The sequence below is a fragment of the Paractinoplanes ferrugineus genome, from assembly GCF_016862195.1.
Classification (GTDB): Bacteria; Actinomycetota; Actinomycetes; order Mycobacteriales; family Micromonosporaceae; genus Actinoplanes; species Actinoplanes ferrugineus.
Genome location: NZ_BOMM01000047.1, coordinates 32499 through 49948, shown reverse-complemented (window position 1 = coordinate 49948; position 17450 = coordinate 32499). Strand labels below are relative to the sequence as shown.

At 70.5% G+C, this 17450-nt stretch carries 19 protein-coding genes; 5 read left to right on the top strand and 14 right to left on the bottom strand.

Annotated elements, in window-relative coordinates:
- Nucleotides 1–16: 16 nt before the first annotated feature.
- The gene (locus Afe05nite_RS24650; protein ID WP_203819562.1) at nucleotides 17–454 is read left to right on the top strand and encodes a hypothetical protein; all 438 of its coding nucleotides are present in this window, start codon (nucleotides 17–19) and stop codon (nucleotides 452–454) included.
- On the opposite strand, the gene Afe05nite_RS24645 is transcribed toward Afe05nite_RS24650, so the two are convergent.
- The gene (locus Afe05nite_RS24645) at nucleotides 402–1286 is read right to left on the bottom strand and encodes a LysR family transcriptional regulator (protein ID WP_203819561.1); all 885 of its coding nucleotides are present in this window, start codon (nucleotides 1284–1286) and stop codon (nucleotides 402–404) included. The two genes, Afe05nite_RS24650 and Afe05nite_RS24645, sit on opposite strands and share 53 nt — an antisense overlap.
- Before the next feature lie 71 nt (nucleotides 1287–1357).
- Here Afe05nite_RS24645 and Afe05nite_RS24640 point away from each other — a divergent pair, with 71 nt between their 5' ends.
- The gene (locus Afe05nite_RS24640; protein ID WP_203819560.1) at nucleotides 1358–2083 is read left to right on the top strand and encodes an SDR family NAD(P)-dependent oxidoreductase; all 726 of its coding nucleotides are present in this window, start codon (nucleotides 1358–1360) and stop codon (nucleotides 2081–2083) included.
- Between the two features lie 95 nt (nucleotides 2084–2178).
- On the opposite strand, the gene Afe05nite_RS24635 is transcribed toward Afe05nite_RS24640, so the two are convergent.
- Both Afe05nite_RS24635 and Afe05nite_RS24630 read right to left on the bottom strand, forming a co-directional pair.
- Complete coding sequence (locus tag Afe05nite_RS24635) at nucleotides 2179–2919, bottom strand: class I SAM-dependent methyltransferase (protein ID WP_203819559.1); 741 nt, start codon at nucleotides 2917–2919, stop codon at nucleotides 2179–2181.
- Nucleotides 2916–3872 (bottom strand): LysR family transcriptional regulator, encoded by a 957-nt coding sequence (locus Afe05nite_RS24630; protein ID WP_203819558.1) that lies wholly within the window; start codon nucleotides 3870–3872, stop codon nucleotides 2916–2918. Before Afe05nite_RS24630 ends, Afe05nite_RS24635 begins: the two co-directional genes overlap by 4 nt.
- Before the next feature lie 216 nt (nucleotides 3873–4088).
- On the opposite strand from Afe05nite_RS24630, the gene Afe05nite_RS24625 reads away from it, so the two are divergent.
- Nucleotides 4089–4685: an HD domain-containing protein gene (locus Afe05nite_RS24625; protein ID WP_307835648.1), complete on the top strand. Its 597-nt coding sequence runs from the start codon at nucleotides 4089–4091 to the stop codon at nucleotides 4683–4685.
- A gap of 251 nt (nucleotides 4686–4936) precedes the next feature.
- Here the strand turns inward: Afe05nite_RS24625 and Afe05nite_RS24620 are convergent, their stop codons facing one another.
- The 10 genes from Afe05nite_RS24620 to Afe05nite_RS24575 form a co-directional block, all read right to left on the bottom strand.
- On the bottom strand, nucleotides 4937–5392 hold the full coding sequence (locus tag Afe05nite_RS24620) for a hypothetical protein (RefSeq protein WP_203819557.1): 456 nt from the start codon (nucleotides 5390–5392) through the stop codon (nucleotides 4937–4939).
- Between the two features lie 381 nt (nucleotides 5393–5773).
- Nucleotides 5774–7093 carry an ATP-dependent 6-phosphofructokinase gene (locus tag Afe05nite_RS24615; RefSeq protein WP_203819556.1) on the bottom strand — a complete coding sequence of 440 codons (1320 nt, stop codon included), beginning with the start codon at nucleotides 7091–7093 and terminating at the stop codon, nucleotides 5774–5776.
- 110 nt (nucleotides 7094–7203) lie between these two features.
- On the bottom strand, nucleotides 7204–8016 hold the full coding sequence (locus tag Afe05nite_RS24610; RefSeq protein WP_239118166.1) for an enoyl-CoA hydratase/isomerase family protein: 813 nt from the start codon (nucleotides 8014–8016) through the stop codon (nucleotides 7204–7206).
- Nucleotides 8007–8747, bottom strand: a complete 741-nt coding sequence (locus Afe05nite_RS24605) for an SDR family NAD(P)-dependent oxidoreductase (RefSeq protein WP_203819555.1) — start codon at nucleotides 8745–8747, stop codon at nucleotides 8007–8009. The genes Afe05nite_RS24610 and Afe05nite_RS24605 overlap by 10 nt, the downstream gene beginning before the upstream one ends.
- Nucleotides 8744–9247, bottom strand: a complete 504-nt coding sequence (locus Afe05nite_RS24600) for an iron-sulfur cluster assembly protein (protein WP_203819554.1) — start codon at nucleotides 9245–9247, stop codon at nucleotides 8744–8746. Before Afe05nite_RS24600 ends, Afe05nite_RS24605 begins: the two co-directional genes overlap by 4 nt.
- Nucleotides 9244–10383, bottom strand: coding sequence for a hypothetical protein (locus Afe05nite_RS24595; protein ID WP_203819553.1), 1140 nt, complete (start codon nucleotides 10381–10383; stop codon nucleotides 9244–9246). Before Afe05nite_RS24595 ends, Afe05nite_RS24600 begins: the two co-directional genes overlap by 4 nt.
- Complete coding sequence (locus tag Afe05nite_RS24590) at nucleotides 10384–11271, bottom strand: Phenylacetic acid catabolic protein (protein WP_203819552.1); 888 nt, start codon at nucleotides 11269–11271, stop codon at nucleotides 10384–10386.
- A 43-nt stretch (nucleotides 11272–11314) separates the two neighbouring features.
- On the bottom strand, nucleotides 11315–12307 hold the full coding sequence (locus tag Afe05nite_RS24585) for a 3-oxoacyl-ACP synthase III family protein (protein ID WP_203819551.1): 993 nt from the start codon (nucleotides 12305–12307) through the stop codon (nucleotides 11315–11317).
- Nucleotides 12307–13350 (bottom strand): ketoacyl-ACP synthase III family protein, encoded by a 1044-nt coding sequence (locus tag Afe05nite_RS24580; protein ID WP_203819550.1) that lies wholly within the window; start codon nucleotides 13348–13350, stop codon nucleotides 12307–12309. Before Afe05nite_RS24580 ends, Afe05nite_RS24585 begins: the two co-directional genes overlap by 1 nt.
- 336 nt (nucleotides 13351–13686) lie before the next feature.
- The gene (locus tag Afe05nite_RS24575) at nucleotides 13687–14334 is read right to left on the bottom strand and encodes a ScbR family autoregulator-binding transcription factor (protein ID WP_203819549.1); all 648 of its coding nucleotides are present in this window, start codon (nucleotides 14332–14334) and stop codon (nucleotides 13687–13689) included.
- Between the two features lie 364 nt (nucleotides 14335–14698).
- Here Afe05nite_RS24575 and Afe05nite_RS24570 point away from each other — a divergent pair, with 364 nt between their 5' ends.
- Nucleotides 14699–15715: a ScbA/BarX family gamma-butyrolactone biosynthesis protein gene (locus Afe05nite_RS24570; protein WP_203819548.1), complete on the top strand. Its 1017-nt coding sequence runs from the start codon at nucleotides 14699–14701 to the stop codon at nucleotides 15713–15715.
- Nucleotides 15715–16809, top strand: a complete 1095-nt coding sequence (locus Afe05nite_RS24565; protein WP_203819547.1) for an acyl-CoA dehydrogenase family protein — start codon at nucleotides 15715–15717, stop codon at nucleotides 16807–16809. Before Afe05nite_RS24570 ends, Afe05nite_RS24565 begins: the two co-directional genes overlap by 1 nt.
- Before the next feature lie 9 nt (nucleotides 16810–16818).
- Here Afe05nite_RS24565 and Afe05nite_RS24560 read toward each other — a convergent pair whose 3' ends face one another.
- A complete protein-coding gene (locus Afe05nite_RS24560) occupies nucleotides 16819–17406 on the bottom strand; it encodes a TetR family transcriptional regulator (RefSeq protein ID WP_203819546.1) in 588 nt (195 codons plus the stop codon).
- Nucleotides 17407–17450: the final 44 nt, after the last annotated feature.

Below are 17450 nucleotides of genomic sequence, written 5' to 3'. Positions count from 1 at the left end.
GCCATGCTGGAGTCCTATGCGGATCAGAACAGCGCTCGCCATGGTGGCCATCGGGCTCACCAGCGCCTGCGCCGGGCCGTCGACCGCCGACGAGGAGCCCGGCCGGCTGCAGTTCTCCAACTCGACGGTCGCGCCCGATACACGGCCGGTGGTGAACTACCGAGAGGCGTACGACAACGCTCACCGCTTCGCGACCATCTGGGTCCGCAAGGACCTCGATAGGGCAACTTGGCGATCTCGACTCGCCGAGCTGGCCACGTCGGACCTGCGGGGCCAGATCTACACCGACGCCTTCCCGCAGCCGGTCGCCGCCACCCTCCGCGGCGACCTCGCACCCCGGATCAGCCGGCCCGACCACATCGAGTTCGTAGTCGACACCGACGACGGCGTGACGGCCATCGTCACGGTTCCGGTGGACTCCCACTGGCGGGTCGCCCGCATTCGACCGGCTTGACCTGGGCGGCGGTGCGGGCGGCCCGCACGAAGGCCGCGACGTGCCGTGACCGGCTGCCCTTCGGCCACGCCACGACCAGCGTCGCGGGCGGGGCGTCTCGCACCGCGCGGTACGTCACGCCGCGGTAGGGCCGGTCCCGCGCCGACTCGCCGACCAGGGCCACCACCCGTCCCAGCGCGACGAGTTGCATGAGCTCGCCGGCGTCGCGCACCACCGGACCGGGGCCACGGTCGACTGCCTCCGGCCATTGCGGCATCGTCTCGCCGGCCAGATCCGCCAGACACACGCTGTCATGGGCCGCAAGCCGATGCCCGTCGGCCAGGGCGACCACCCGCCGCTCCACGCTCAGCGCCTCGCTGGCCAACCCCTGGAGGTCGTTCTGCGGATGGTGCAGCAGGCCCACGTCGGCTCGCCCGCTGCGCAGCATCGCCGCGCGTTCGCCCAGCGAGAACGCGAACTGAACCGGCAGGGCATCCGGTTCCGACTCGTACGCGGCCAGGATCCGCGGCAGCAGACCCTCGTCGCCGCCGGGCTTCATCGCGAGTACCAGCGACGGTTGCGCAGCGCCGGCCCGGCGCGATCGGCGTACTGCCGCCGATACCGCATTCAGCGCCACGCGCGCCTCACGCAGCAGCACCTCACCCGCCTCGGTGAGTTGATTGCCGCGGCTCGTACGCTCCAGCAGCTCGACACCCAGGCGATGTTCCAGCCGCCGGATCGCGCGCGACAGCGGCGGCTGCGCGATGCCGAGCCGGACCGCGGCCCGGCCGAAGTGCAGTTCCTCGGCGACCGCCACGAAGTACCGCAGCTCGCGGGTCTCGACGTCGTCCATACCCGCAACGGTATCGGGTCCCACCCGATCGATCTTGGACACGAGTCCCGCCACCCTGCTCGGATAGGGGCATGTCAACAACGAGGATCGCCCTGGTGACCGGGGCCAACCGGGGTATCGGCGCGGCGATCGCGCAGGGGCTGGCCGAGCGCGGCATGACCGTGGTCGTCGGGGCGCGCGACGCCGCCTCCGGCGAGCGGACGGCACAGCGTCTCGGCGGCCGGGCGGTGCCGCTCGACGTGACCGATGACGGCTCGGTGCGCGACGCTGTCGCTCACGTGCAGCAGTGGTACGGACGGCTCGACATCCTGGTCAACAATGCGGGCATCGCCGGCGGCGGGGTGGGTCAGCTCGCCGGCGACGTGGACCTGGCGGTCATGCGTACGGTGTTCGACACGAACCTGTTCGGCGTGGTTCGGCTCACCGAGGCGTTCTTGCCGCTGCTGCGCAAGGCGGACGGCGCCCGCGTCATCAATGTCTCCAGCGGCACCGGGTCGCTGACCTGGCAGTCCGACCCGGGCCATGCGTTCGCCTCGACGGGGGTCGCGCTCGCCTACCCGGCGTCGAAGGCGGCGCTGAACATGCTCACCGTGCTGTACGCCAAGGCCCTGGCCGCCGACGGGATCGCGGTCAACGCCGTGGCGCCTGGCGCAACGGCCACGGACTTCACCGCCGCGCTGGGCCTGTCGTTGGAGCGGACCGCCGAGCAGGGCGCCGCGATCGCCGTACACCTGGCAACCGTGCCGGCCGGCCCGACCGGCGTGTTCTTGCAGGACGACGGTCCGGTCCCGTGGTGAGCGGGTCCTCGCCGGCGAGGCGGGGTTCTTGCCACTCGGCTTTGTCCGCCTCGGTGTGACGAGCGGCGATGGTCGTGCGACGGCCGTGGTGGTGGTCAGTGGGTTTTGCGTGCTCGTGCGGCGAAGAAGATGGGGATTGCGCGATAGACGGGTTGCTGTTGTGCCAGCAGCGTTCCGGCTGTCGGTTCTTTGACGAGTTCGAGGGTGAAGCCACCGGTCAGGATGGAGTTGAGGTAGGTCGCCAGGGTGCGGTGGTGGTTACCGGCCCGGCGGACGCCTCGGGGGTTTCGTGAGGTCCAGAACCGCTCGTGCAGGTAGTCGGTGATGAGCCGGGCCGGTCGGCCGTCGGCGGTCGTGATGGTTCGCGCGTCGGGTGCCAGGAAGCAGGGGTGTCCGATGACGAACACGAACGCGCCGGCGGGCCGCAGGACCCGGTGCACAGCGGTGAGTGTGGCGGTCAGATCGGGGATGTCCATCAGGCCGAGTTGGCATGTCACGAGGTCGAATGCCGCGTCGGGCAGTGCGTGCAGCGTGGCGGCGTCCTCGACGAGGTATTCGATTCCCAGCGGTTCGTCGGCTTCGTGGCGGCGTGCGGCTGCGATCATTTCCGGTGCCAGATCGGCGCCGGTGACCGAACGCGCTCCGGCTCGTGCCAGTGCTCGGCTCGCGTGCCCTTGGCCGCAGGCGATGTCCAGGACGTCGGCGTCGGGCGCGGTTGCCGACAGTCGCAGGAGGGTTTGCACCGCGAGTTCGTGGGGACCGCTGCCGGACTGGAGCAGGTTGTCGTACCAGTCGGCGATGCCGGACCATGTTGCCGCCTGCGGCTCGGTATTCATCGGGTCTCCCTGCTTGGCCGGGCCGAGCGCTGGCACGAGGGACGAACCTCGATGGCCGAGGACACTCGGCTTGGTTGTGAGCGGATGTCGTTGCGGATCGTGTCCAGCAGGGCGCAGACGCGGGGATCGTCCAGGGCGCCGGGTCGGTGGACCGCGTGGAAGGTGACTACGGGCAGGTCGGTGATGGGTCGGACGGTGAGTCCGGGCGCCGGCGTGACACAACCGGCGACGACGGCGAGCCCTACGCCGAGCGTGGCGAAGTCGAGAGTCATGGGTAGCCCCTCGGCCTCCACCGCGATGTTCCAGGCGACCTCGGCGTCGGTGAGGGCGCGTTCCAGGCTGATGCGGTGGGGCCGGGCGGGCGGCGGGACGATCAGGTCGCTGCCGGCCAGATCCTTCAGGCGTACGGCTTTCTTGTTGGCCAGCCGGTGGGACTCGGGCATGAGCAGCATCTGCGGGTAGCTCGCGATCGGGACGGCGGTCAGGTCGGTGGGCAGGACATGCAGGTTGGAGATGCCGAGGTGGGCGCGGCCGGTGCGGACCGCGGTCTGCATCTCGGTCCGGTCGGTGTGTAGCGGGCGCAGACTTCCGGGGCGTTCGGCGAGCATCCGGCGGATCGTCGGTCCGAGTAGATACAGATAGGCGGTGTGCCCGGCGGCGGTCACCAACGGCCGGTCGGCGGGTACGCCGTGCAACTCGGTGAGGAATGCCTCCAGGCGTTGCTGATGCTCGCGGGCGTACCGAGCGACGTTCTCCCCGCCCGGCGTGAGCTCGAGGCGGTTACCGATACGTTCGTACAGCGACAGCCCGAACTCGCGGGACAGGGTGGCCAGTTTCGAGTGCAGCGCCGGCTGGCTGATGTGCAGCTGTTCGGCCGCCCGGGTGAGGTTGAGGCTGTCGGCGAACGCCGCGAACGCGGCGAGGGCATCGGAGGAGACCCGGATGTCACTCATAGAACAACCCTATAGCCAGCGGCCCAAGCCATAGTTCCCGCGAAGTCTTCCGGAAGCGATCATGAAGGTATGACAACACGGGGATGGAACCAGAATCCGGTCTCGATCGCGCAGCTGCGGATCATGCCGTTGCACGCCGTCACCGAGGTGCACGGGACACCGGGCCTGCGGCAGCGGCTCACACTCGAACTCGCCCAGCTGCCGGAGGAGCCGAGGGTGACGGTCGCCGAGGCGGCCAAGTGGGCCGCCACGTTGCACGCGGATCAGGCCCGCACACGGGAGCCGTACGTCAATCATGTGTTGCGGGTGGCCTTACGCATGCTGTGCCACTACCGGGTGACAGATCCGCAGGTGCTGGCGGCCGGATTGCTGCACGACGCGGTGGAGGACCAGCCGTGGGCGGTCGCCGGGATCACCGAGCACGGGCCGCCGCCTGTCAGGCAAGCGCTCACGGCCATCGAAGGACGTTTCGGGTCGCGGGTTGCGCGGCTCGTCGAAGCGGTGACGATGCCCGAGCGGCCGGCCGGCGTCGACCGGATCGAACACTACGTCGAGCATCTCGCGATGGTGCTCGACGTCGAGCCGTGGGCGCGGGTGATCAAGCTGTCCGACTTCACCGACAACGGCGTCGGCCTCATCCATACGATCGGGCCCAAGGTTCTCAAGTCCGCGCGAAAATACGACGCGGCCGTGCCCGTACTCCGCGAACTGCTTGATCGCGAGGACACCCCGCTCGAGTCGGACGTGAAACACCACATCCGCGGCCAGCTCGGCCTCGCCCAGCGCAGGTTTGCCGCCATCCTCGCGGCCTGAGGTCCCAGGTCAGCACCGCCCTGGAAACGTGGCGAATCGAACTGGTGCGGTGCACGCCTCTCAAGCGGACATCACCCCGGCAGGTCTTGCCCGCGGGGTTGACAACCGCCGAGATCGACCGTGGTTGCGACCATCGGTGCAGCTGATCGCTGGACCGCGAAGGCCGAACCGGCGGTGAAGATCCCGGTAGGTCAGCGCCTGCCGGGATCCACTCGCTGCCTCAGGAAGCAAGGGTCACCGAGCCACCTGTCTCAGGGGCAGGGCACCGGTGTGGCGTAGCTGGTCGCGCCCCACGAGTCGGTGTCGTTGTTCCAGACCCGGAAGACGAATCCGATGCTGTCGCCGCTGTGGCAGTACGCGAAGCCCAGCACGTCAGAGACCTGGCTGGCGCCGGCGGGCACGGTGACCGAGGCGGGCGTGTTCGGGCTCCACTGGATGCTTCCGCCGTTGACGGTGAACCCGTCGTCGAACTTGATCTTCACGGAGCTGCCGTGGTTGTTCTGGACCTTCGCGAAGCCGTCGACTCTGTGCCCGCTGCTGTTGTTGGAGTCGCAGGCTTGATATTGAATGCTGACTCGAACCGTCTTCTTCGCGCCGCACTTCGTGGCTGCTTGAGCGGGCGACGCGACGGCAAGGGGAAGTGCGACCACCAGTGAGGCCGCGATTCCCGCCAGGCCGGGACGAACAATTCGTGCGAATTTCCTCATTCGGACTCCCCGTGGGTCGGATTTTCAGCGGCAATCCGGAGCGGTTTCGGCCGGAGCCGAAAATTGCGCCGGGCATGCGCTTTTGTTTCCGTACGGAACCTTATCAATGCGTGTCAAGCCGCCGGATCTGACGGGTACCGTCGACTAAATCATTTTCTGTTCGCCGCCTGATCCTGCCCGCCGTCGGATCACCTGGAAAATCAAGAGCCTCTTCCACCCGGTTACCTGATTCAAACAATATCGAAATAGGCATTCGTCGTCGTGGTGAGTCAGATGCGGTGCCGCAGTGACGATTTCGTCGATCCGGCGGGAGCTGACGGCAGGGCTACCCGAACGGATGCCCGCGATGAGGAACCCGGGTCGTAGTCAGCCGAGACCCCGCTACGCCGCGGCGCGGTCCGGAACGGCGAACGACGTCGGCTGGCCCGTGGCCTCCAGCACGGACATCCACAGGTCGCCGTCGGGGTCGACCTGGTTCCTGGAGGCGACGGCCAGCGGGATCGGCACGTGCACGAACCGGTTCCGCCAGCTGCCGACCACCATCTCGGTGCGGCCGGCCATCGCCGCGTGCACCGCCGCCTGGGCGAGACGCAGGCAATACACGCTGTCGTACGGGTTGGCGGGGACGCTGCGGATCACGTAGCTCGGGTCGATGTACTTGAGGTTGATCTCCTGTCCGGCCGCCGCGAAGTCGGACAGGACACGGCCACGCAAGTAGATGCCGAAGTCGCCGAGGACCCGGTTGCCCGAGGCGTCCGCGCCGTCCGCCGCCAGGTACTCCTGGCCGGCGCCCTCGGCGACCACCACGAGCGCGTGCCCGCGTTCGCGGACGCGCCGGCGGAGGTGAGGCAGGAACCCGTCCAGACCGACCGGCACCTCGGGGATCAGCACGTAGTCGGCGTCGTTGTTGGCCAGGGCCGCGTAGCAGGCGATGAAACCCGAGTGCCGGCCCATCAACTGCACCAGGCCGACGCCGCCGGGCTGGGCCGTGGCCTCGGTGTGCGCGGCTCGGATCGACTCGGTCGCCTTGCCGAACGCGGTCTGGAACCCGAAGCTGTGCCCGATCCACGGGATGTCGTTGTCGATCGTCTTCGGCACGCCGACCACCGCGATCCGCCGGTCGCGGGACGTGATTTCCTGGGCGATCCGCTGGGCTCCGCGCATCGAGCCGTCGCCACCGATCACGAACAGGATGTTCACGCCGAGGTGCTCGAGGCGGTCGACGATCTCGGCCGGGTCCTGGTTGCCGCGTGAGGTGCCGAGGATGGTCCCGCCGTGCTCGTTGATGTGCTGCACCGCGGCCGGCGTCAGGTCGAGGACGTCGTGCCCGTGCCGGGCGACCAGCCCGCGGTAGCCGTTGCGGAACCCGACGATCCGCGACACGCCATAATGCGAGTTCAACTCCAGGACCAGCCCGCGGATCACGTCGTTGAGTCCCGGGCACAGCCCGCCGCAGGTCACGATGCCGACTCGGATGTTCGCCGGGTCGAAGAAGATCTGCCGCCGCGGACCGCTGGGCTCGAACGACGGCGGCGTGCCGATCCGCTCGCCGACCATGGCGAGGGTGTCGTCGAACAGCACGCGATCCGCCTCGTCGACGTAATGCTCGGTGGTGCCACGCCGGTGGAGCAACCCTTGCAAGGGTGAGTCGATCCGGCACTCGCCGAGCGTCCGCACCCGTAGATCCGCCGCCTGCACCATGGTCCGAAGACTAGGCCGCCAACGTTTCCGGTTGATGCCGCGACGGGACGTCGCCGCGTGACCGCCGCCGGCGGCCGATGGCATCGGCCGCCGGCGGTCGGAGTGGCCGGCTACCGTCCGGCGAAGCGGGCGGCGCCGGGACCGTCGTCGATGAAGCCGCGCATGCCGGTCAGCCGGTCCTCGGTGCCGAACAGCCCGGCGAATACCGACCGTTCGACCGCGAGGCCGGCGGCGAGGTCGGTCGCCAGACCCCGGTCGACGGCGGTCTTCGCGGCGTGCAGGGCCAGGGCCGGGCCGTTCTCGAAGCGCCGGGCCCACCGGACGGCGCTGTCGAGGACCTGGTCGGTCGGCTGCACCTGGTCCACCAGGCCGATCTCCAACGCCTCGACGGCGCTGAGCGCGCGGCCGGTGAAAATGAGTTCCTTGGCGCGGGCCGGCCCGATCAGCCGGGGCAGCCGTTGGGTGCCACCGGCGCCGGGGATGACGCCGAGCAGGATCTCGGGAAGCCCGATCCGCGACTCGGCGCCGCAGATGCGGGCGTCGGCGGTGAGCGCGAGTTCGCAGCCACCGCCGAGCGCGGGACCGGTGATCGCGGCCACCACCGGTTTGGGGATGACGGCGACCGCGTCGAAGGCGGCCTGGAGGACGGCTGCGTGGGCGACCATCTCGGCGTGGCTCATGGCGGCCATCTCCTTGATGTCCGCCCCGGCCGAGAACGCCTTCGGCCCCCCGTACACGACCACCGCGCGGACCCGGCTGTCGGCCGCGGCCTGCTCGGCGGCCCGGCGCAGGGCCGCCTGGGTCGCCCGGTCGAGCACATTGAGCGGTGGCCGGTCCAGGCGCAGGATGCCCACCGCGCCGTCGAGGTCCAGCCGTACGGGGGTCCGGTCCGCCCGCACGGCGGAATCGGTCGTCAGGACCACAGCAGCCCCCCGTTGACTTCGAGAACGTGGCCGTTGACGTAGCTGGCTTCCGGGCCGGCCAGGAAGACCGCGGCGTCGGCCGCCTCCTCGCCCGTACCGGGCCGGCCGAGTGAGAGCCGGGTCCGGTATTTGGACCAGATCCGGTCGTTGGCGGTGACCTGTTGTCCCATGCCCTCGTCGAGGATGCCCGGAGCCAGGGCGTTGACCAGGATGCCGCGGGGCGCCAACTCGATCGCGGAGACCCGCGTGAACATCTCCACCGCGGCCTTGGTGGCGCAGTAACCGGCGGCGCCGACGGCGACCCGGGTGGCCATGCTGGACGAGACGGTGACGATCCGGCCGGCGTCGCTGCGCTCCAGGTACGGCACGGCGGCCCGGGTGCACAGGAAGACTCCGGTCAGGTTGGTGGAAACCATGTCCCGCCAGTCGTCCAGGGCCAGCCGGTCCACCCGGCCGTCCCGGCTCACGCCCGCGTTGGCCACCAGGATGTCGACGCCGCCGAACGTGTCGACGGTCTCGGCCATCAGGGCGTCGACGGACTGGTCGCTGGTGACGTCGACCGGCAGGTACGCGCAGCGGTCGGGGTCGAGGTCGATGACCTCCTTGATGTCGTAGGGGTTGCGGGCCGCGCAGACGACCCGGGCACCCTCGCGCAGGTAGCGTTCGGCGATCGCCCGGCCGAGGCCGCGGGTCCCGCCGGTGATCACGGCGGTCTTGCCGCTGAGTCTCATCCCGATCTCCCTGGGCGGTCGGTGGGGTAGGGGAGCAGGGCGTGGCAACCGGCCGTGCCGATCACGTCGAACGGCGAACCGCAGCCGCGGCAGTCGAACGGGACCTTGCACACCGCACCGCCGAAGCTGCCGGCGCGGGCGACGTCGTCGCCGCCGCAGTACGGGCACCGCGGGGTGCTGCCGGCCACCCGGTATCCGCCGTCGCGCAGGGCCTGACGACCGTTCGCGGTGACGGCGGTGGGCTGCCAGGCACCGCGCTCCCAGACGATGTCGATGTCCTCGTCCGGGGCGGCCTCGGCGAGCGCGGAGCGTACCCGCCGCGCGATCTCGCCCTGGGCCGGGCAGGCGAGCCGGGTCGGGGCCAGGTGAACCTGGACCCGGCCGTCGGCCCGCGACACCGAGCGCAGCACACCGAGGTCGCGCAGGCCCACCTCGATTTCCGGATCGCTCACGCCGGCGACCACGTCGGCGAGCTGGTCGGGTGTCAGTGGGGCCGTCACCGGAACACCCCGGCGGCGTAACCGTCGCGGACCGAGCGGCCCCGGTTGAGCGACTCGGCCAGAGCGCTCCCGCCCCGGCCCACGGCGCGCTGCTGCGGGCTCGCCGGCAGGCGCGAGGTGGGTACGCCATCCTGCTCGATCAGCGCGGCGAGGCGTTCGTGCAACTGGGCGACCGGGGCCGGGCCGGTCGGCAACGCGCCCGACGCGATCCCCTGGGGTACGGCGCCGAACAGGTCGCCGCCGTACTCGGTCACCCGGGCGTGGACCAGTCCGAACTCCGCCGCGGTCTCGGGCCAGGTGGTCAGGGCCTGCGCCAGCCGGCGCCAGTGCTCCAGATGGACCTGTTGCTCCTGCCGGATGGCGGCGATGGGGGGCAGGTGCGCCGCGCCCGGCTCCAGTCCCAGGGTCTCGTCGGCGAGCACGGTGACGGCCGCGGCGATCAGCAGGCCGCCGGCCACCAGAGAGGGCCAGTCGAGGACCCGTTCGAGGGCCCGCGACACCTGCCACTGCTCGTGTCGCCGGTCGAAGAACCAGGCGTCCACGGCGGCCTGGTCGAAGCCGCACAACAGCAGGATCGTTCCGGCGTGCGCCACCGCCTCCTGCCCGATCGACCCGACGGCGAGGGCCTCCTCCAGGTCGATGTAGTCGGTGATGTGTGCGCCCAGGCGGTTGCCGAGGACGAACAGGTCGTCGGCGAGGGCCAGCCACAGGTCACTGAGCTCGGGTCCGCGGGCCGCCCCGAGGTCGCGGCGGGCGGTCGTGGCCTCGTCGTCCGGGCGTCGGTGACCGGCTGGATCGTCGGCCACCGCTCGGTCGGCCTGCGGATCGGCGCTCGCGACGGGTGCCGAGGAGCGGTCCCGCCGACGCGCGGTGGGGAAGCCGGGCTGGCGGTGCGGCATGCGGGTCTTGGCGGCGAGCAGGCCGCGGTCCGCCGGCTCGGAGACGATCAGGTCGGCGCGGCGCGTGACCCACAGGTTGACCAGGTCGTCGCGGCGCCCGTAGGTCTCCTTGGCCAGGTGCCAGGCGAATTCCGGCCGCGGCGAGACAAGCGAGCCGACGTGGTTGAGTCCGGTGCTCTGGCCGCTCTGGGCGAAGACCTCGTAGATGTTGGGGTCGTCGGTCGGTACCTTCGGCATTCAGGCCACCCCCCTCAGGGCACGCCGGTATCCGGCGTTGCGGTCGAGAACGCGGCGGACGTAGTCCAGTCGGCGCTGCGACGACGGGCCGCCGTTGGCGATGATCTTCTTGGTGGCGGCCCAGTCGGGCTGGGCGAACTGCCACTCGCCGGACGGCGCCTGGCTCACCAGCGAGGGATCGACGTGCACGCCGAGCTTCCGGAACACCGGAATGATCTTGGTGAGCCAGGCCTGGCGTACGGCGTCGTTGCCGTCCGGCTTCATGCCGACCTGCCACATCCGGTTACCGTGCAGCGTGTCGGTGTCCGGCGGCCCCAGGTAGGCCAGGATGCGCGGCAGCCAGAGCTCGAATCCCTGCTGCACCCGGCGGCGCTGCGTCGCGTCGCCGTGGGTCAGGATCTCGTGGGTCAGGTCCAGCGCGTGCTGGTAGTGGAACGACTCCTCGCGCTCGACCTTGCGCAGCGCCCGGGAGTAGGGCAGGTACACGCCCTTGGCCAGGGACTGAAACTGCTGGATCGCGGCCGAGTTGGTGAGCAGCAGCCCGGGGCCGAGTTCCTCCCAGGTCTGGAAGGAGTAGTGGAAGATGTTGTGGATCTTCAGTCGGCCCTCGAGGTAGTCCACGAGGATCTGTTCGCGGGGCATGCCCAGGTCCTCGGCGACCCGGGCCACCACGTGACCGTGGCCGACCTCGTCCTGGATCTTCGCCATCAGCATCTGCCGCCTGGTGTGGCTGGGCGCGCGGTCCAGCCACTCGACGTACTGGAGCACCCCCACCAGTTCATTGAGCGCCTGCACGGTGGCGAAGCGCCGGGCACCCTCGCGTACGTCGTCGGGCATCGGGTCCCACAGCTCGTAGTAGCGGTGTCCCGCCGTGGTCGCTGTCGGCATGTCTTTCTCCTCTCGCTGTGCTTGCGCGGAATCCGACGGCGGTTCAGTACCAGCGCATGACGAAGGCGCCCGCGGTCATGCCGCCGCCCACGCCGGCCAGCACCACGTGCTCGCCACGCCGGAACGGGCGGCGCTCGTGCTCCGAACTGAGCGTCAGCGGGATCGACGCCGCGGCCGTGTTGCCGAAATGCGGTGCGGTCAGCGGCACCCGGGAGGGATCGAGGCCCAGTTCACGGCCGCACTCCTCGACCATGCGGGTGTTGCCCTGGTGCAGAATCACGCGGTCGACCTGATCCAGCCGGAGCCCGGCCGCGTCCAGCGCCTCGCCGATCACCTTGGGCAGGGTGCGCATCGCGTACTCGAGGACCGGCCGGCCCTTCATCCGGAACTGGTGCTCGCCCGCCTCCTCGGCCTGGGCGTTCATGGGCTGGCGGGTGCCGCCCGCGACCACCTCGACCAGATCCCGGTGCTCGCCGTTGGCGACCAGTCGCCAGCTCAGGATGCCGTAACCGTCGGGTACCGGACCGAGCAGCGCGGCCCCGGCCCCGTCGCCGAACAGGCTGACCGTGCGCCGGTCGGTGCGGTCCATCAGTGTGGAATAGACGTCCGCACCGACGACCAGGGCATATCCGGCGGGCTGTCCGGCGGCGCCGGCCGGCGTCATCGACGCGGCGGCGGCCAGCGCGTACAGGAAGCCGCAGCACACCGCGTTGACGTCGAACGCCGCCATGCCGGGCAGCCCGAGCTTGTCCTGCAGGATCGCCGCGGTGGACGGCTGCGGCTGGTCCGGGGTCGAGGTGCCGACGATGATCAGCCCGAGCCGGTCCGCCGCTTCGGGATGCCCGGCGAGCGCCTCGCGGGCGGCTCGCAACGCGAGATCCGAGGTGGTGGTGCCCGGTTCGCGGTACCGGCGTTCCAGGATCCCGGTCCGCGCGACGATCCAGCTCTCGTCCACACCGGTCCACCCGGCGATCTGTGCGTTGTCGATGACCACCGGCGGCACGTAGCCGCCGAGGCTGAGCAGTCCGAGACCCATCACTCGCTCCTCTCCGGCACCTGGACCACGGCGCTCGACCAGGTCCAGGCCGCCCCGCCGCTGACCACCAGGGCGACGTCGCCCGGCTCCAGCGGAACGTGGTCACGCAGGTCGGCCAGGTTCGACAGGAAGTCTCCGCAGCCCAGGTGACCGGTCTTCGCGCCGAAGCGCAGCTGCTCGGCCTTCAGCGCGTCGCTGAGCACCGGCAGGTAGATGCCGTCCAGCAGGTAGTCGCCGAGCCGCGGCAGCGCGATGTACTTGATCCGGGGGTCGTCGATCTCCAGCCGCGCGTCGTGGATGCTGTCCACGACCACCTTGCGGATCATCGTGGTGGCGATCTCCCCGAACCGCTCCTTGCCGTACGCGTTCATGTAGGACTTCTTGGGTCGCTTCAGGTCGATGTAGGAGCTGTGCCACAGGGGCGTCGGGCTGAACTCGTCGCCGTGGCGCAGCATCAGCTCGAGGTCGGCGGCGGTCGCACTGGCCAGGGACACCAGCGCCCAGTCGTCGGGTTCGCCGTCGCCGTGGTGCAGCAGCGCCGCCGACCCGCCGTCACCGAAGCCCAGGCCGTAGTCACAGTTCCAGCGCTCGAAACCGGGCGGCAGGAAACGGTCGCCGCTGGTGATCAGGGCGGCGCCGATCCCCGGATCGGCCGCCAGATGCATCGCGGCCACCTGCAGCGCCTGGGCGCCGCCGTTGCAGCCCTGCTGGACGGCGTACGCCAGCGCGTCCGGCGTGCCGAGCTGGCTGGCCACGAAATGGGGTGGCGACCACATGTCGTGGCCCTGGTGGTAGATCCAGGTCTGCAGCACCAGGCCCACCCGCGAGGGGTCCCAGTTCGCCCGGGTGAGGGCCGCGCGAGCGGCCTCGACCGCCATTTCCGGACCCGACCACCGGGACGAGACCGACAGCTGGGCGACGCCGATCCGCTCCACTTCCGAGGCGGCCAGCTTGCCCGTCGCGACGGCGTCCTCGACGGTCTCGTGGTCCGGAGGTAGCCACGAGGTCGCGGTTTTGATCCGCAGATCGTCTCCGAATTTCATCGGACTCCTTCGATGCTCAGAGCAGTGGAGTGAGGGGGATGCGCCGGCCGACCACCATTGGCGGCGGCGACAACGAGTGCGCGGCCACCGGTCCGGGTCAGGACAGCGGCGGTTCCACTACTACATACCTTCGCGAAGGTATGTAGTTTGCGCAAGGGTCGGCCGCGTCGGCCGGGCAACTGTGGAGCATCTGCACTTGCTCGGCGCCGGGGACAGGCAGTCGGGGCAGCCGGCGACGGACACCACGCCGAGGTCGGCCGGCGGCAACGGAAGTACCCACGATGCCGCCGGCGGACCGCCGGGCGTGCGGATGTCGAAGCGGGTCCTGGGGTGGCGCTACTCCGCGGAGCGTGCGATCGAGGCGAACAGCCGGCGGCTCATCTCCTGCCAGCGGCGGGGCATGTCGTCGCGGTGGTTGAGGATGTCGCACAAGTGCTGCAGCCCGAAGAACCCCGACACGAGGATGTACGCGCTGGACTCCGGGTCCACGCCGTCGCGCAGCTGACCGGCGCCCTTCGCCCGGGCCAGCAGGGTCGCGATCGTCGAGATCCACTCGACGTAGGGCTCGGGCAGCGTGGTGTCCGACAGGGAGCGGTCGGCCTGCAGCCGGGCCCCGGCCTTGACGATGTCGTCCTCGAAGAACCGGTCGGCGGCGTTGTCCAGCAGCGCCTGGAGGGTTTCCAGCGGGGACACCTGCATGGCGAGCGCCTCGTCGATGCGCACCCGCCAGCGGTTGTAGAGCTCGCGCACGATCTCGGCGGCGATGGCTTCCTTGTCGCGGAAGTGGAAGTACACCGCGCCCTTGGTCATGCCGACCCGATCGGCGATCTCGGTGATCGAGGTGTACGGGTAGCCACGCTCGGCGAACAGCTGGGCCGCCACGATCAAGATGTGGTCGCGGGTCTGCACCGACCGGGCCTGCTGGGGCCGGCCGGAGGAGTGCGGGCGACGCGGAACGCTGATCCGCGGGGTGTCTGTACTCACGAGTTCAATCCGTTCGAGTGGCTACCACGAGATGATACCGCCACCAAGGTATGTTTCGCGCCATCTGATAGTCGAGCGATCGCGCATCGAGCCCGGTGCCGGCTCGGGAAGTGCCTCCCCAGCGCACAGATGCCGACTGTCCTCGACTTATGGCCGCTGGAGGCGCGCGGACGGGAAAACCCGCAATCTGGCCGAACCATAACCTTTGGTCACCAGCAACGAACTCCTCGCCTTGTTGCCAAGCCGTTACAGATTCTGTTCCATCTATCCTTGGCCCGAAAAATATACCTTCCCGGACGTATATTTGCGGCGGCCTTTGCCGGACGGCGACCCGTCTGACCGGCACTGATCGAAGGAAGATGACATGAGTGTTCAACTGCCGACGGCGCACCACGCCCGGCCATCGTCGACTCCACCGGCTCAGGGCTCGGCCGGTGACGCGCACGGCGGACTGCCCGATCCCTGCTCCGTGGCCCCCGCTCTGGTCCATCGGGCCGCGGCCGAGAGCGTGCTGGTGACCGGTGGCGTCAGCGACGGGCCGAACAGCTACCTCATCACGGCGATGCTGCCCCGCGACCAGCACCTCTACGACTCGGCCGACTTCGGCTGGGCCGATCCGATGCTGGCGGCGGAGGCCTTCCGCCAGGCCGGCTACTACATCCAGCACCGCTTCCACGGAGTGCCTGAGACCCACAAGTTCGTCCTCAGCGAACTCACCCTGCGGCTCGCCGGCACCGCTGCGCCGTCCCGGCGGTCGTGGCTCCCGATCGACCTGCGGATCGTCTGTACCCCCACGGCCAAGGCCACCAGTCGCCGGCTTTGCCTGCGACTGGATGTCGAGTTCATCGTCGACGGCGTGGTCCGCGGCCATGGCAGCCTGCTCTCGCAGGCGGTCGACGCGCGGATCTACCACGCCATCCGGGCTCGGGCGGCCACGGACGCGAGTTCCGGACCCCCGCCGCCGGTCGGCCACCCGCTCGCCCCCGAAGCCGTCGGCCGGCGCCGCGGACAGGACGTGCTGCTCGCGGCCGGTGCGGATCCGGGCAGTTGGCTGCTGCGGCTCGACCCCGGCAACGCCGAACTGCTCGACCACTCCGTCGACCACGTACCCGGCATGGCGTTGCTCGAGGCCTTCCGGCAGGCCGCGCTGGTGGCCTCCGCGCCGGTCGCCGGCCACCGACCCGCGCTCACCGGGCTGAGCGCGCAGTTTGCGAAGTTCTGCGAGTTCGACACCCCGATCCGGATCACCGCCGCGGTGGCGCCCGGCTGCCCGGTGGACCGCCGGTCGGTCCGGATCGCCGCCGAGCAGGACGGCGACGAGGTCGCCACGGGCACGATGGAACTCCGGCTGGTCCCGGACGCGACCGGCCGGGAGCACTGATGACCCTGACCGCGGTACGGCCCGGCCAGCACCTCGAGGTGACCGCGCTGGTCGGCGTCGCAGCTCGCAACGCCGCCTCGGTGGACGGTGCGCGCGGGCTTCCGGCGGAGTCGGTGGCCGGCCTGGTGGACGCGGGCTTTGCGCGCCACTTCGTGCCCGGCCGGTGGAACGGGGCCGCGGGGGGTTTCGCGGAACTGGTGGAGGCGGTGATCGAGGTGGGCACGGCCTGCACGTCGACCGCGTGGTGCGCGACGCTGTTCGCCGGGCACGGGCGGATCGCCGCCTATTTGCCGGAGCCGGCGCAGCAGGAGATCTGGGACCGCGGCCCGGACACCCTGATCTCCGCTGCCGTCATGCCGCCGGCGGGCCGGGCCACACCGGTGCCCGGTGGCTGGCGGCTGCGCGGGGAGTGGTGCCGGGCCAGCGGAGTGGGCCTCGCCGACTGGGTGCTGCTCGCCAGCCGGGCGCCGGACGACGGCGGCGAGACGGTGCGGATCTTCGCCGTTCCGGTCGCGGACTGCACGGTCCGGGAGACCTGGCGGCCGATCGGTCTGCGCGCGACGGACACCAACACGGTGGTGGTCGACGATCTGCTGGTGCCCGCGCACCGCACCGTCACCCTGCCGGCCCTGCTGGACGTCCGGCAGACCGGGCGCCCGCGCTGCCACTGCGTACCCTTCTCGCTGGTCGCGGCAGTGATGTTCGCCGCTCCCGTGGTGGGCGCCGCCGCCGGCGCGGTCGCCGACGGGCTCGACACCGGGTGGCTGACCGGGGATCCGGACGCCCGGCAGGCGCTCGCCCGCTCGGCGTCCGAGGTGTCGGCCGCTCGCCTGCTGCTGCGGGACGCCGCCACCCGCGCCGACCGGGGCATGGTCGATCCGCGGACCGTCGCCCGGAACCGGTGCGACGCGGCGGTCGCCGCCCAGCTGAGTGTCAGTGCGGTCGACCGCCTGTTCGCCGCGCGCGCCGGCCTGGGGCTGGCCGAGGACGACCCGGTACAACGGCGCTGGCGAGAGGTGCACGTCGCGATCACCCACGGCACGCTGCGGTTCGCCTCGGCGGCGGACGCCTATGCGACCGCCATGCTCGGCTGACCGACCACCCTAGGCCGAGCCCCGGTTGCCGGTGTGCGATTCGGACACGGCGCTCCACAGATCGTCGAAGCGACGGGCGACGTCCGCGTCGTCCGCCGGCGCGGGATAGGGGATCTCGAAGAACACCGACATCAGGAGCTGGGCGACGGCCCGCGGGGAATGCGCGCGGAGAACATGGTTCTCCTGCTGGGTCCGGGCCACGGCGCGGGTCAGCACCACCGACAACCGCATGATGAGCCCGGGCTCGCGCCGATCCAGGTGCGGCGCCTCCCCGGTCAGGCGCAGCGCGGACCTGGCGGAGACGTCCCGGCGAAGCTGCCGGGCGATGCGCAACACCGCCTCCCGCAGGGCCTCCAGCGCCGGCAGGCCCTCGACGCTCTGTTCCGCGCGCGCGATCAGATCGTCGCCGCCTTCCTCGATCAGAACGGCCGCCAGCTCGTCCTTGGAGGAGAAATGCCCGTACAGGGCGCCCTTTGTCATCCCGGTGCGTTCGACGACGCCGAGCAGAGTCGCGCCGTTGTAGCCATGGGCAGCGAATTCCTCGGCCGCCGAGGTGAGTATCAGGGCCCGGGTCCGCACTGCACGCGTCTGAGTCACCAAGCCTTCTTTCTCACGATACATAGGAGAAAACAATGAAAATG